Origin of the sequence: Shewanella sp. (assembly GCF_047975355.1) — a bacterium.
Lineage (GTDB): Bacteria > Pseudomonadota > Gammaproteobacteria > Enterobacterales > Shewanellaceae > Shewanella.
Map to the genome: position 1 here is coordinate 1 of NZ_JBKEDJ010000062.1, position 15,659 is coordinate 15,659.

General features: G+C 49.6%; 8 protein-coding genes, 1 pseudogene and 1 riboswitch. Of the genes and pseudogenes, 5 read left to right on the forward strand and 4 right to left on the reverse strand.

Annotated elements, in window-relative coordinates; genetic code table 11:
- The 3 genes from ACK5NH_RS16065 to ACK5NH_RS16075 form a co-directional block, all read right to left on the reverse strand.
- Positions 1-668, reverse strand: a 668-nt coding sequence (locus ACK5NH_RS16065) for a toxin-antitoxin system YwqK family antitoxin (protein ID WP_416921698.1), incomplete at its 3' end; no start/stop codon positions are given.
- A gap of 159 nt (positions 669-827) precedes the next feature.
- Positions 828-2,561 carry a toxin-antitoxin system YwqK family antitoxin gene (locus tag ACK5NH_RS16070; protein WP_416921700.1) on the reverse strand — a complete coding sequence of 578 codons (1,734 nt, stop codon included), beginning with the start codon at positions 2,559-2,561 and terminating at the stop codon, positions 828-830.
- A 9-nt stretch (positions 2,562-2,570) separates the two neighbouring features.
- Positions 2,571-4,844: a hypothetical protein gene (locus ACK5NH_RS16075; protein WP_416921702.1), complete on the reverse strand. Its 2,274-nt coding sequence runs from the start codon at positions 4,842-4,844 to the stop codon at positions 2,571-2,573.
- 270 nt (positions 4,845-5,114) lie between these two features.
- On the opposite strand from ACK5NH_RS16075, the pseudogene ACK5NH_RS16080 reads away from it, so the two are divergent.
- Positions 5,115-6,077 (forward strand): annotated as a pseudogene (locus tag ACK5NH_RS16080) (dienelactone hydrolase family protein).
- A gap of 947 nt (positions 6,078-7,024) precedes the next feature.
- Positions 7,025-8,740, forward strand: coding sequence for a GSCFA domain-containing protein (locus ACK5NH_RS16085; RefSeq protein WP_416921703.1), 1,716 nt, complete (start codon positions 7,025-7,027; stop codon positions 8,738-8,740).
- Positions 8,741-9,022: 282 nt separating this feature from the next.
- Here ACK5NH_RS16085 and metH read toward each other — a convergent pair whose 3' ends face one another.
- Complete coding sequence (gene metH, locus ACK5NH_RS16090) at positions 9,023-12,757, reverse strand: methionine synthase (RefSeq protein WP_416921705.1); 3,735 nt, start codon at positions 12,755-12,757, stop codon at positions 9,023-9,025.
- A gap of 210 nt (positions 12,758-12,967) precedes the next feature.
- Between metH and ACK5NH_RS16095 the strand changes: the two genes are divergently transcribed.
- From ACK5NH_RS16095 to ACK5NH_RS16105, 3 genes are all read left to right on the forward strand, one after another.
- Positions 12,968-13,690 (forward strand): histidine phosphatase family protein, encoded by a 723-nt coding sequence (locus ACK5NH_RS16095; protein ID WP_416921707.1) that lies wholly within the window; start codon positions 12,968-12,970, stop codon positions 13,688-13,690.
- A gap of 172 nt (positions 13,691-13,862) precedes the next feature.
- A riboswitch (cobalamin riboswitch) is annotated at positions 13,863-14,029 on the forward strand.
- 129 nt (positions 14,030-14,158) lie between these two features.
- Entirely contained in the window at positions 14,159-15,127 is a 969-nt protein-coding gene (locus ACK5NH_RS16100; RefSeq protein WP_416921709.1) for an ABC transporter ATP-binding protein, read from the forward strand.
- Positions 15,124-15,659: iron chelate uptake ABC transporter family permease subunit (locus ACK5NH_RS16105; RefSeq protein WP_416921711.1), on the forward strand; the 536-nt coding region annotated here is incomplete at its 3' end. The genes ACK5NH_RS16100 and ACK5NH_RS16105, both read left to right, overlap by 4 nt.

The window sequence follows — 15,659 nt, forward strand, 5'->3', positions numbered from 1 at the left end:
CCTTGGCGGCGGCCGTCGGCATCGAAGCGGCCATTAACGACGACTTGGCCCTCGGCATTTTGCTCGAGATAGGGGCCAGAGAGTTGGTTATTGGCGTAGGTTTGTCTTTGGGAGAGGGTGCCATTCTCATAAAAGCTTTCCCATTTACCGTGGCGAAGGTTATCGAGGTAGCTCTCTTGCGCCTGTAATTTTCCGCTCGGGAAGAAACGTTTTACCTGGGACTTTTGGCCATTTTGATAGAGGGTGCTTTGGCTAACATTGCCCGTGGCGCTAAATTCCTTCCATTCGCCAACCGGAACTCCTTTGGCAAATTGCTGCTCCTCGGTTAGGGCGCCATCTAAGTCGAACAGTCGCCAGGTGCCATCTGGGTAACCCAGTTGATAGTTACCTTCGACAATTCTGCTGTTATTACTATGAAAAACCTGCCATTTCCCATTCGGTATCCCCTGTGAAAATTGCCCTAAGGTATAACCTTGGTTATCGCGGACAATGGCAATATCACCATTTAAGGGCATGCCCGTGGCGAGATTGTAATAGCTGGGAATGCCGTCCTGCTGGCGAATTTCGACCATCATGGAGGAGAGGTTTTGCGCCGCCTGTGCATGGACGCCGACTAGGCTAGTTGCGGCAATGGCGAGGCTAATAAGGCGAAATGGCGTGTTGTACATGCTGATCCTTTGCTCTGGGTCTTAGGGCCGCACAATGGCGGCCAGTATAAGAATCCTAACGTTTATAATACGTTAATGCTGTGCACTTTGGCCGAGTGCACAGCGAGTTAGTGTACGCGATTGGCGTTAAGCTAAACAGCTTAACGCCACAGGCTTGAGTTAATAAAAAGGAAACACACTATCTTCAACGGGTAAGACGGGCGGCGGTATTTCCTGATTTAAAAACTGGCCGTGATTGTAATGATTAATCACCTGTATCGAGCCATTATTCTCAAACTGGTATTGCTTACCATGCAAGTTACCTTGGTCGTCATAGTTGGCGATTTCGAGCACATAATCCTCGGGGGTACGCAGTTCCCAGTGGCCGACTTGCTTACCCTTGTCGAAGCGACCATGCCAAGAGCGTCTTTCAGGATTCGGCCTAGGGCGATATTGGAATTCGTTATCGGTGAATATCCAATCGCCTTGGCGCAGGTCATTAAGGTATTCGCCTTTTTCATACACTTGGCCATTACTGGCGTAACGCTGGACTAAACCATCGGGTTTGCCATGTTTAAAGTGCATGGATTCAAGCAACTGCCCTGAATTAGTCTCATTGTGGTATTCACCGTGGAGCTCACCATTATCATCGTGGCTATAGGTGAGGGTGGCGTCATCTTGAAATTTCTTCCAAGTGCCTGCTTGTTTATCCTTGGCATACTGGCCTTGCTCTACCAGCTGACTTTTGCCTGTGGATGGCTCTATTTTCACTGTCTCATAGGCGCCTTCACGCTTACCCGCCTGATAATATTCGCGGGTGAGGGTGATGACATCGTTGTAGTCGAAGGATTTGATCTGTAAGCCATTCAGTTGCTTATTGAGTCGCTCTTGGCGCTCGATTAACAAGCCTTTTTTGAAGGTTTCGGAAAGCGACCAGTTTTTGAGTTTGTCTTCTTCTTGAGTCTCAATCAATTGACCATCGCGATAGCGCTGCTGCTTACTATACACCCAGCGATTACCTTGGTATTTGCTGTCGATGGTCTTTTTAATCTGACCCTTGTCATCGTATTCGATAGCCTGGATGACGTCGCCCTTATCGTTGGTGACTTCCTTTAATTTGAGCTGGCCATTTTCAAAATAAGTGAGCTGCTCACCGACCTTATAATTCTGTTGATATTGAAAGTGGCGCTCTACCTTGCCATTGTCAAAATAGCTAAAGTAGTCGCCGTGTTTTTTATCCTTAAACCACTCTTGGGTGGAGATGACTTGGCCATTCAGCCCCCAAGTGGTCTCAGTGCCTTGCAGTAGGCCATCAACCTTATGCTCCTCTCGGTTGAGTTTGCCTAGATTAAAATATTGGCTGACACAGGTGGGGTCATGGCAGATTTTGGCGGTGACTTCACCTTCTGGGCTAAAATTTTCGCTGATGCCGACTTGCTGACCCTCTTTAAAGGTGGTTTTGTAGCGGATATTACCGCCATTCCAATAACCGGTTTCTGGGCCTTGCTTCACACCATTTTCATAGTGCGACTCAGTAGATAACTGGCCTGTGGCAATGTACTTTTTGATTACGCCATCCAGCTGACCTTGCGCGTTACGAGCACCCTGTTCATAGGGCTTACCATCGTCGAAATTACACTGATAAGGCCCGCGAAATTGTTCACTGGTGAGCGCCTTACCGATCTTTTTATCGGCGATGGCCGTTGAGCAGAAAAGCATATTCTTTTCTTTGTAATAAACCTCGACCTTATAGTATCCATCTGTTAGATCAACGGGTTGCTCAAAATAGTACAGAGCCTGTTTTTCATCTTTGATGACATTCCAATTGGCATCGAGAAATACCTTTTCCGCATTGGCATGGGTACTGATAAGGGTGAGTGTTCCAAGGAGCAGTTTTACAGTAAATGGACGCATAACCGCTCCTTAAGGCAAAGGTTTAAAGGTGAATTCATAGGGGATGTCGACGGGGTCTTTGGAAATCATCATATAGCTCACCTTAGCGGCGGCGCCCGTGACACTTAAATAGCGGCCATCGACGAGTACCTCGTTAATCCTAAGCTCGCTTGCTTCGGGTAGGCGAATGGTTAATGGTTTGCCTTGGGCATCCTCGACCCTAAAGTAGTTGGGCAGATCTTTACTCGGCTCCTTGCCATAATCTGTGTCGGTTAGCCAAGATTGCAAATCGATTAACCAAGGGCGCTCAGTCACTGACTGTGCTAGAGGTTGCCAACTGATATCCCCTTTGCAATGAATGGTGCCTTGAATGCGCTTATCGTAGAAGTACTGGCGCACGCGATCGGGCGTCATCAAATGGTAAGCCGCGCCTTCTGGCCCTTTGGGCACAAACTGCCAAGTCACCGTCTGTTTTCCTTCGTTAAAGCCTTGTTCTATTTCGGGTTTGCAGGCAGTTGCTAACGCGGCTGACATGGGGATATATAAGTTGTGACCATTTTCAGTCGCAGGTTTAATATCTTTAACTGTGCCGATTTCAGCCTTTGGCGACGCAAGCTCCCCATAGATGAAGTTATCCATGCTGGCATTGCCAAACTCACTCTGGGGATTAGCGAGATTTTGGTTGTACTCGGTATAAGGCACAAAACGGATATTCTTGGTTTGGGTGAGTTCGGCTTGTGGCTGACTCTCCACCAACAGCACGGTTTTTGGGATCTCGTCTAACTTCAGCAGCAGGGCGCGGGCCATCAGGTGAGTGCTTTCATCAACACCGATTAGTTGCTCCAGCAGCTCCTTATCGGAGACGGTAAGCCACTCGGGGTAATCCCCTTCGGGACGCGCCTCGGCCATTTTGCCTGTTAACTGCTGAATACCAAGGTTAATGTTGTGGGTTTTGCTCTGCTTAATCACCACTTTAAAGAGTTTGGTATCCGCATCGAGGGGCTGAATCCACAGGCTGGCATCGCCAAAGGTATAGGGCTTAGCCAGTAATTCATCCCAGGATTTATCGATGACGTTATTCGCCTCGGGGATTAGGGTGAGCTTGGCCTTGATATAGCTGATCTGACTGAGCTTAGCGGCGGTGTTATCCCAACCCGTGGCTATGATATCGGCCGAAGACTCTATATTGCGGCTGAAATTAATTGCCGAGCCGGTGCTGTGTTGCCAGAAGTTGAGATCTAACGCTTTCCCGCTCTCATCAAAGGCGGTGATATCCTCATAACGCATATCTGCGACCACATATTGTGGGCTCATGGCATGCACAAAGCGCAGTTGTATCTCTTCGGGGGAATCGCTGCCCCAGTCGCCGATATTATCAATAATCCCTTGCTGATCAGGTAATAAGGATTGGATAAATGCCTTGTCGTTAGGCTTATATTCCCGCTGGGCATTGCTTATGGGGTACAGCTCTTTGTGCAGATCGTCTATATCCCGCTCGGCATCGTAGTTGTCATCGGCATGCCAAAGAATGCTCATCACATAGGGGCGATCCTTAGGCGCCATAACGATACGTTGGGTGAAGGTTTTACCGCGATGCTTATCCTGTTTAAACAGCGCCATGCTCTCTAACCAACCAGTCTTACGGTTAAGTTCGAACTTGCCATAGGCTTTAAAGCTATCTTTCTCCCCTTGTAGTACGGCGAATAACTTATCTTCGCTCACTTGCTCAACCGTCCAGGTTAAGCGTTCATCCATGGGGGCGCTGACGCTATAACCCACTCGTGGCTCGAGCACCACTGGCAAGGTAGGAGATTGTTCAAACAAGGATTTAAGATTCGCCCAACGGTTAAATAGTTCGGCGATATCCTGCTCTTCTATCTTGGTGACTGGGGTGAGGCGATTGTTATCACCATTTTTCAGCTCCAGATCAAAGCCCGCTTTAATGATGGAGGTGAGTTCCCTGGCGCTATTTTTGGGATCGATATTACTGATTGGGATAGGCAGGCCGCGATCGCTTAATTGCATTAGGCTCGGCTGCACGAAAAACTGTGCATTATTGGTTAAGGGCGTGGTTAAGTTGCTCACTTTGCCCTTAGCGTCCTGCAATTGGTAATTCAGCAGCACACGTCCCTGCATGCTCTTTTGGGTTTCAATACCATCATTAATGCTGAGGGTGGAAATCACCTGATATTCACGTGCGCTGGGGATGCCAGTCAACTTGTCGGAAGCTAGATTATCGCAAGCCGTTAACCCCAGAGTGAGCGTGAGAGTGGTACAAATTACCCTGCATATCCTTATAGCCATCTGAACTCCATTGACAACTTATGTTATTGAAATGTAAATCTATTAAGCTAAGATTTGGCGACATTATACACAAAAAAGTCTCTAGGAATAAAAAGCTCACACCAATCTGGGCGCAAGATCAGTCGTAAGTTTGCATGATGAATATGAGCCTAAGGTGAGAAAGCCGATTGCCCTGATAAGGCCTCATCCTTTACTCTTGTTAATGCCGCTAGATAACTCACAAGCTAGGGAAGATAACCCTGTGGTAGCGTGTTCAATGGAGAAAGAACGATGAGCCCACAACACAAATCCGACAGTGCAACGCCCGCCTCCCACCCTATCCCGCAGGAAGCCTTCGATTGGTACGATGAATATGCCCACGGCATTATCGATCGCCGTGAGTTTATGGCGCGCCTCGCAGGCTGAGTGGCACTGGGATTTACCATGACCACGCTCACCGGCGCACTCATGCCCAACTACGCCTTAGCCGAGCAAGTCTCCTTTAACGATCCCAGTATTCAAGCCAGTTATGTGAAGTTTCCCTCCCCCGAGGGCTATGGCGAAGGGCGAGGTTATTTAGTGATGCCAACTTCTATGCTAATTCCTGGCAAAGAGGCGGGCGATCCTAAGACTTTGGATACCACCAAAAAAGCCGCCGTAGTGTTAGTGGTGCATGAAAACCGTGGCCTTAATCCCTATATCGAAGATGTCGCCCGCCGCTTAGCAGCCAAGGGCTATATCGCCTTTGCCCCCGATGCACTCTATTCCCTCGGTGGCTATCCCGGTAATGATGATGCCGGCCGCGCGATGCAAAGCAGTTTAGACCGGGCCAAAATCGAGCAGGACTTTATCGCCGCCGCCCACTTTTTAAAGGCCCACCCCCAGAGTAATGGCAAACTCGGCGCCGTCGGTTTCTGCTTTGGCGGCTATATAGTCAATATGCTCGCCGCCAGCATTCCCGATGAGCTAACGGCTGGCGTGCCTTTTTATGGCACCCCCGCGGCCACAGAGCTACGCAGTCGGGTCAAAGGCCCGTTGATGTTGCAATTTGCCGCTTTAGATCAACGGATTAACGACACCTGGGCCGAGTACGAAACCCAATTAAAGGCTAACAAGGCCGAGTATATTGCCTACCTCTATCCCAATGTGAATCATGGTTTTCATAATGATTCCACCGGCCGATATGATGAGCCAACCGCCGAGCTTGCATGGACAAGAACCTTGGATTTTTTTGGTAAATATCTACAAGGTTAGGGGGGGCCGAACGGCAATTGAGATACTTTTTATTTGCGGTCTATCGACCGAGGTATGTTTAAAGTCGTGGGCTTCACCCCACACCCAATAATATTGATGGTTCGCTTAGTGGTGCGAATTAGCAATATTATTGCTGTTATCTGTTAATTGCGGCCTGTCGGCCGAGATGAATCAAAGTCGTGGGCTTCACCCCCTGATTTTTAATCGAGAGTCGACCAAGGAGGACTGCTCGTCCTATCAAAAACGTCCATGTTAAACTGACAGCTCGATATCCTTATTTCGCGCTCAAAACGGCCGTTGGATGCTCCAAGACGCCCCTAGCGAAGTTACATGCAATGGTTAGTGACTTTGTGCTTATTCGAACATCACTAATGTTTCTGATGGGCACCCTTATTCATTCAACAAAGAGTCTGAAAGCTAACTTGCATCCATGCCTCGCTCACGTTCTATCTATTTAATAAAGAGTCTTCAACACCCTTCAGCAACTTCGCTGGGGGACTCCTGTTTGTTAGTCTTGGTGAGAAAGAAACCAGAAATTGCTTAACTATCTAATTTATAAAATTAAAGTGGTGGCGATTAAGTGAATGCTCTTTTTCCAATCCTTTGCTCGATAGTAATGAATTTCCTTTTAGTAACCCACCAGTAATTGATGCCTGTGCCTCGTTGAAGGTTATTGTCGATCTTTATGGTGTTGCAAGACTCTCAGACTGTGACAACAATGGCATGAAAGTCATCGATATTGGCGCAATAGAGTTCAGGTTGAACTAATAATACTTAGTTCTTTGATCGTTAAAGATGACTAAATTGCTAACGAAGTTAACCTAGTTGCAATTTTCAGTTTTTGGCTTGATTTTTGCCTAAGTAAATTAGCACTGTTCCAATGCCAAACTTTCGGCATTAGGCGTAATTTATGGAATGGCTTAACTCTGACAAAGGTGGTTTAGACCATGGCGCTTGTATTACCCTATGACTCTTCTCGTGATGAGATTTTCTGGCGAACGGCTGTTGCCAACATTCGTACAGGGTTTGATACCTTTAACATGCTTACTCCCAAATTCGATATTGAACGTCATCATCGGATTTCATCGGCGGGATCCTGTTTTGCTCAACATATAGGTAACTGGTTGATGCAAAATGGTTATTGCTACAATAGGAGCCTGTTAAACCGGGATGAAGTTTCAAGTTTTGCCTTTGGCAATATCTACACCCCCCGCTCTTTGCTGCAGTGGTTTGTTTGTTCCGACGATGAACTATCAGAGCACAGTGTGCACTTTGAGGTGGAATCCTGCCGTTACTATGACTTGTTGTTACCAAGAGCTGCAGAAGCAGGCTATCAGTCACGGGATGAGTTATTGGCGTTCAGAAAGCTGGTGATGGAGGAAACCCGAGCTCAGTTGGCGCAAAGTGAATGTTTTATTTTTACTCTTGGGCTGATTGAAGCCTGGGCCGATGGTAACGATATATGTTATCCAAGTTGCCCTGGGGTGAAATTTGGTGAGTATGATCCTGAAAAATACCAACTTAAAGTATTTAATTATCAGGAAATATTTTCCGATCTCAGCGAGCTATTCAAGCAAATCAAGTCCGTAAATCCCGATATACGTTTTGTGTTGACTGTATCTCCCGTACCTTTGACGGCCACTGCCACCGATAACCACATACTGGTGGCAAACGGCTATTCCAAGTCGGTCCTGCGTGCTGTTGCGGGGGCATTCTGCCAAGGGCGGAATGATGTCAGCTATTTTCCCTCGTTTGAACTTATCACCACCCCCTTGCCGGAAGATTTTCGCTATCTGGACAACCGACGCACAGTATCTGAGAAAGGCGTTGGCTATGTGATGCGGCATTGGGCCGCGTCGCTAAATGGTAAGCAAACACCAGAAGCAAGCCACATTGAAGCGGCCTGCGATGATGAAATGTTGGATGCCATCAAGAAGGGCACATCAAGTGATCTGGGCACACCGTTGACACTGATAGGTGATAGCCATTTTGGCAAGTTGGCCAAGTCCTTTGCGCGCCTTGGACAGTCCTTCTGTGGTGGTATGGTGATGAATGGTTCTGGTTTCGCTCAGCATAAATTTATGTTGACCACGGATGCGGACGTCATGGTGCCACTGGAAAGTGTAGAATCCCGCCGCCTATGGCAACCCATAGTTAACAACCTCGACAGCTTATGTAAGGTTCAACGTCAGTCGGAGTCCTGGGTATTGACTAATATTGGACTACAAACCCATCAGACAGTATCCGGGTTTATACAATGGATGAGTTCTGAGCGTTCGGAACGGTTGAATCAGATAGATATTGAGGACTATGTGGAGTTCTTTGATGCCAATATGCGGGATCAAATGACCATAGTATTTCGTCTTAAAGAACAGGGGCACAGGGTAATGGTGATTTCGGACCCCCCATTCTGGCAGTACTTTGAAGAGTCCAAGGAGATGGCACCCTTAGTAATGGCCTACATGGATGCCATGGAATATGTGTGGCAGCAGATGGGGGTTGAGTTCTTTCATGCGGCACGCATTTTTAATCAAGAGATAAGCGATCCAATACATTACGCTTCAACTTTGGTTTATGCAGACGGCAGCCGGGATTACTTCCATGGTGGGGACTCTTATTACGATTGGCTCGCCGAGAAATTATTGTCTTTACTGGAATCCTGATGTATTCAGTGACTTTGTCAAAAAAGAAGGGATAGGTATGAATCTGTTAATAAGAGAAGTTAACTTTACAGCTTAAGACCTGCACCCATCTCCACGCTGTTATCGCAGGGCGAATAAACAGATTGTGTGAATCCCAACACGGATACCCTGCGAACTTTACATCGCTTATTTTTATCCCGATGTAAATCAAAGTCGTGGGGCTTCACCCCACGACTTTAACGCTTTATTCAAACGAAGTTTGAATCAGCTTTTCAAACCGCGTTAGCGTAAGTCCGATCCTGATTATTCAGGGTCATAATCCAACACTGGTGCTAACCACTTCTCCGTCTCAGCGACTGTCATCCCCTTACGTTTAGCGTAATCCTCCACCTGATCGCGGCCGATATTGGTCACGCCGAAGTAGCGGGATTTTGGATGGGCGAAGTACCAGCCCGATACCGCTGCGGTGGGGAACATGGCGTAGCTTTCGGTAATGTTTAAGTCGATGGTTTCATTCGGCTTTAACAGTTCCCACAACAGGCCTTTTTCGGTGTGATCCGGGCAAGCTGGGTAACCCGGTGCAGGGCGGATCCCTTTGTATTTCTCACGAATTAAGGCTTCGTTATCGAGCTGCTCATCGGCGGCATAACCCCAGAACTCCTTACGCACGCGCTCGTGCATCCGTTCGGCAAAGGCTTCGGCTAAACGGTCGGCTAAACACTTGAGCATAATGGCGTTGTAGTCATCGTGATTGGCCTCAAAGCGGGCAATATGCTCGTCGATACCATGGCCAGCGGTCACCGCAAAGCCGCCCATATAATCGGCAACGCCGCTGTCTTTGGGCGCCACAAAGTCGGCCAGACAGAAGTTATCGTTACCCACACGCTCAAGCTGCATCCGCAGGTGATGGGTGGTCATTTCGACTTCGGTGCGAGTCTCGTCGGTATAGAGCTCAATATCATCGAAGCCGACGGTATTGGCGGGGAACAGCCCAATCACGCCCTTGGCGGTGAGCCATTTTTCTTCGATGATTTTTTTAAGCATCGCCTGACCATCGGCGAACAGCTTTTGCGCCTCAACGCCCACCACTTTGTCGGTTAAGATCTCGGGGTAATGGCCGTGCAGCTCCCATGCGCGGAAGAAGGGCGTCCAGTCGATACGGTCGACTAAATCGGTTAATGGATAGTCTTCAAATACTTGGCGACCCAGCACATTAGGTTTGAACGGGGTGTAGTTTGCCCAGTCGTGCTGGCAGCGGTTTTCGCGGGCAGCTTCCAGCGAGACGATTTCCTTACGCTTGGTTTGCGATAAACGCTTAATGCGCATCTCTTCGTATTCGGCGTAGGTCTCATCGATCGTCGCTTGGCGAGTTTCATTGCTGACTAGCTTGCTGACCATAGGCACGGCGCGCGAGGCGTCGGCAATGTAAATCGCGCCATGGGGATAATGGGGGGCAATCTTCACTGCGGTATGGATTTTCGAGCAGGTGGCGCCGCCGATAATCGCTGGAATGGTGAGGCCTTCACGGTGGAAGGTTTTCACATTGTGCACCATCTCATCGAGGCTTGGGGTGATAAGCCCAGACATGCCGATAATGTCGATATTGTGCTCTTTCACGGCCTCGAGAATGCGCTCCACCGACACCATCACGCCTAAATCGAATACCTCAAAGCCGTTACAGGCGAGCACCACGCCGACAATATTCTTGCCGATATCGTGCACATCGCCCTTCACCGTGACCATCAAAATTCTGCCGTTAGATTGGCCTTCGACCTTCTCTTGCTCGATAAAGGGGTTGAGGTAGGCCACGGCCTTTTTCATCACCCGCGCCGACTTCACTACCTGTGGCAGGAACATTTTGCCCGAGCCAAACAGGTCGCCGACGATATTCATACCGTCCATCAGCGGGCCTTCGATTACATCCAAAGGACGTGAGGCAAGTTGGCGCGCCGCTTCGGTATCTTCGTCGATAAATTCGGTGATGCCTTTGACCAGCGCATGGGCGAGACGTTGATTAACCGGCCATGAGCGCCATTCTAAGTCTTCTTTTTTCGCGCTACTTGAGCCATCGCCACGGAATTTTTCTGCAATCTCAAGCAATTGCTCGGTGTTGTTTGAGTCTTCAACTGGGCAGGGCAGGTTAAGTACTACGTTCTCGACCTTATCCTTTAGCTCGGGGTCGATATCATCGTAAATCGCTAACTGGCCCGCGTTAACGATACCCATGTCCATGCCGACTTTAATCGCGTGGTACAGGAACACCGCGTGAATCGCCTCACGCACTGGATTGTTACCGCGGAAGGAGAACGACACGTTCGACACCCCACCGGAAATCATCGCGTGGGGCAGGGTGGCCTTAATCTCTTTAATGGCATCAATAAAATCGACGGCATAGTTATCGTGCTCATCGATACCAGTGGCAATGGCGAAGATATTCGGGTCGAAGATAATGTCTTCGGGCGGAAAGCCGACCTTATCGACTAGCACGCGGTAGGCGCGGGTACAGATCTCGACTTTGCGCGCCTTAGTGTCGGCCTGACCTTGCTCGTCGAACGCCATAATAATCGCCGCGGCGCCGTAGCGTTTCACTAGGGTTGCCTGCTCGATAAACTTCTCTTCGCCTTCCTTCAAGGAGATAGAGTTGACGATTCCCTTGCCTTGAATACATTTGAGGCCAGCTTCAATCACCTCCCACTTTGAGGAGTCGATCATAATCGGTACGCGGCTGATATCCGGCTCAGAGGCGATAAGATTTAAGAACTTATGCATCACCTCCACGCCATCGAGCATGCCTTCGTCCATGTTGATGTCGATGATCTGCGCGCCGCTTTCTACTTGTTCACGGGCAACATCGAGCGCCTGCTCGAACTTACCTTCTTTGATCAGTTTTAAAAACTTGGCCGAGCCTGTGACGTTGGTACGCTCGCCCACGTTCACAAACAGGGTTTGGGCGTCGATAGTGAGCGGTTCCAAACCAGAGAGACGGCAGGCGACGGGGATCTCGGGTAGTACCCGTGGTGCAAAGTGCTCCACGGCTTCGCGAATGACCTTAATATGCTCGGGCGTGCTACCACAGCAGCCGCCAATAATGTTGAGCATGCCTTCGCGGGCCCATTCTTGAATAACGCTCGCCATATCCTCTGGGGTTTCATCGTAACCGCCAAACTCGTTTGGCAGGCCCGCGTTAGGGTGCGCCGAGACATAACATTCGGCGATGCGCGACAGTTCTTCAACGTAGGGGCGCAGCTCTTTAGGGCCGAGGGCGCAGTTAAGGCCGATGGATAAGGGCTTGATATGGCGAAGGGAGTTATAAAAGGCTTCGGTGGTTTGTCCGGTAAGGGTTCGGCCTGAGGCATCGGTAATGGTGCCTGAGATCATAACCGGTAAACGCGCGGGCGAATTTGCCCCAAAGAGTTCATCGAACACTGTTTCTATGGCAAATAAGGCGGCCTTAGCGTTTAAGGTATCGAAGATGGTCTCGACCATAATGATATCGGCGCCGCCCTCAATTAAGGCGCGGGTCGATTCGCAGTAAGCGGTCACTAACTCATCGAAATGGATATTGCGAAAACCAGGATCGTTAACATCGGGACTGATAGAGCAGGTACGGTTAGTGGGCCCTAACACACCGGCGACATAACGTGGTTTCCCCGTGGCTTTTTCGATTTCATCACAGGCCTCACGGGCGAGGCGCGCGCCTTCACGGTTAATTTCGGCGGACAGTGACTGCATGTCGTAGTCGGCCATGGCGATAGTGGTGGCGTTGAAGGTGTTGGTTTCAATAATATCGGCACCGGCTAATAGGTAGTCGATGTGAATTTGTTTGATGATGTGTGGCTGCGTGAGCACTAAAAGATCGTTATTGCCCTTAACGTCGGTATGCCAATCCTTGAAACGCTCGCCACGGTAATCGGCTTCTTCCAGCTTGTAGCCTTGGATCATAGTGCCCATAGCGCCGTCTAAAATCAGAATGCGCTTTGACAACTGGTTGCGAATGTCTGCCAGTGTTTGGCTGGCTCGATGGAGAGATATCGCCATAAAATGATTACCTTTACTACAGCTAAGTTGAGTCCAAAGTACGCAATCGGGTGACAAATTGCATTTTATTATTGAATGTCGTTCGTTATGTTTTGGACATTTATACGTATAGACGTCCATAATACGCGACATCGGATTGTCAGGGCAAGGCTAAAGTTGGTATAGCATAGGCGAGATAAGGCAGATAAAAACGCTAAAAGGAAAGATTAGATGAAGCAGCTCAGGTTATTACTGTTACGCCATGGAGAATGCGAGGGCGGGGCGATTTTGCGTGGTCGAGTGGATGTGCCACTGAGCGACAAGGGCTGGCGGCAAATGTCGGCGGCGGTGGAGGCGCAGGCGACTGTGTGCCACGGTATTTATAGCTCGACCTCAAGGCGCTGCGCCGAGTTTGCCAAGGCCTTTGCGGCTGAGCTGCATTCGAGTGCGTCCGTGGGCAGGAGTTTAGATGCGCCCGCGCCTTTGCCGCTGAAGGTCAACCTGCTGGAGGAGTTACAGGAAATAGCCTTTGGCGATTGGGATGGTTGCCTGCTCGATGACTTATATCAACACGATGGCGAACGGATGGCGGCCTATTGGCAGAATCCCTGGGAGGTGACGCCGCCCAATGGTGAAGCCATGGCAAACTTCGAAGCCCGTATCGATGGCGCTATAGCACAAATCCTCGATAAAGAGTTTGCCCTGCTGGCGATGGATGATGAACAGGCCCACGGCGAGTTTAATGCCAATGCACCCGCGGCCAATATCTGGGTCGTGACCCACGGCGGAGTTATTCGCCACGTGATGTCAAGGGCGCTAGGGGCGGTGAAAACCTTAGGTTTTTACAGTCAGCTCGCCTTACCCGTGGCGGCGGTGGTGACGATTAATGTCCTCGAGGATGAGCAAGGTAAAAGATACTGGCGTTTAGACTGGCCCTCGGGCCACTGTGAGTAGCTTGAAAGTATTATTCATCGGTATGATGAAAATTTTCTGATTTAAACAGCATTGCCTAATGAGCAAGATATAGGATAATGCTTTTCCCTGACGTTTGAGCCAGATAGCGCACTCCGCACGTTAAACTCAAAGGTCGCAGAAATAGGTGTTGGGAATTTTGTGAGATTGAGTGCTATTGCTTTAAGGCAGCAGCCGTTATCGCACCTGATAACCCAAACATAATAGGGAATCGGGGAGCTGCCCGTCAGTAGCCCGAACTGTACCCGCAACTGTGAGTAGTCGAAGAGGTTCACTTCTTTCCTACGAGTCAGGATACCTGCCTATTTCTGTTTTCGCTGCGTGCAGCCTTAGTTCTCGAGCGGGTAACTCGAGGGAGCAGAAGATGACATTAATCAGTTTCGCCCTATCGGCCCAAGTGGCACTGGGCACAGATAGCATAGATCAATATTCGTGTGGGAGTCGCAGTTAGTGAAACATTCCACATCGAGTCTTGCGCCAATAGCACCCGCTGCGGACTTAGCCAATACGGCACTTAAGGTCAGCCAATTGAGTTGGGCTATCGAGGGAAAAACTATTCTCTCGGAGATAAGCTTTACCCTGCCGCAGGGTGAAATGCTCGGGCTGATTGGCCCTAATGGCGCGGGTAAATCTAGTTTGCTGCGCTGTTTATACCGTTTTATTCGCCCAGCTAAAGGGCATATCAGCCTGTTTTCGCAGGATATTAGCGAGCTGTCGCCCAAGGCGTTTGCCTGTAAAGTGGCTGTGGTGCAGCAGGATACGCCGCAATATTTCGATATGACCACAGAGCAATTGGTCGCCATGGGACTCACGCCCCATAAGGGCATGTTTGATAGCCATTCCAGCGAAGACAGTGACAAGATTGCCAAGGCGCTGGAAAAGGTCGGCCTGAGCCATAAAGTGCATCAGCAATACGATCGATTATCGGGCGGTGAGAAGCAGCGCGCCCTGATCGCCCGCGCCATAGTGCAGCAGCCGCAGTTATTGATTTTAGATGAGCCGACCAATCACCTCGATATCCGCTATCAAATTCAAATTTTAGAGCTAGTGCGAAGCCTTGGGATCAGCGTGGTTACCTCGATTCATGATCTCAACTTGGCCAGCGCCCTGTGTGATAGCTTACTGCTGCTGGACAAGGGGCAGGTGAGTGCCATGGGCACGCCGACTGAGGTCTTAACCGAAGAACGTATCGCCCAAGTGTTTGGGGTTTGCGCCCAAGTCATGCCCCATCCACAGCATGGTAACCCCTTGATTAATTACTTTTACGGTTATCAAAAGCCTAATTGCGATGCAGCGGACGCGGCGAGTGACTCCCACGCAGTTTCGGCTCAAGCGTTACCTCTTGTGGCCTGCGCCTGTCACAATCCAGGCGCGCCAAGCGCGGCCTTGCACAAGCATAGCGTTGAGCCAACGCCATGATAGACACACTCAAACTGGTGACCATGAATTTTTTAAACCATATTTTGACGCCACTTACGCGTCAGCAATGGCTCATCTTAGGCTTAACGGGCTTTGCCCTGCTCACCCCCATAGCCGCAGCGAGCTTTGGGGCGGCTAATATTAGCTTTTTAGATGTGCTGCATGTGTTTATCAATAAATTCAATCACTTTTTTGTCAGTGACGGCGAAGTGAGCACCAGCAGCATGACTGAGCGCATTGTGATGGAGTTAAGATTGCCACGGATTTTACTCGCCTTTGTGGCGGGGGCAGGGCTTTCCTTGGCGGGCAGTGTGCTACAAACCGTGACCCGCAACCCCCTTGCGGATCCTTACCTTTTTGGCATTAGCTCAGGTGCTTCCTTTGGCGCTGTGGTTATGCTGACTCTGTTTACCGGTTCAGGCCTCTTTGGCACTGGGAGCGCGATTGTTAACTCGGGGGTTTTTAGCGGTTCGGGCAGCTTTGCGGGGCTGCTCTGGTTGAGCTTGCCCTTTGGCGCCTTTATTGGTGCCAG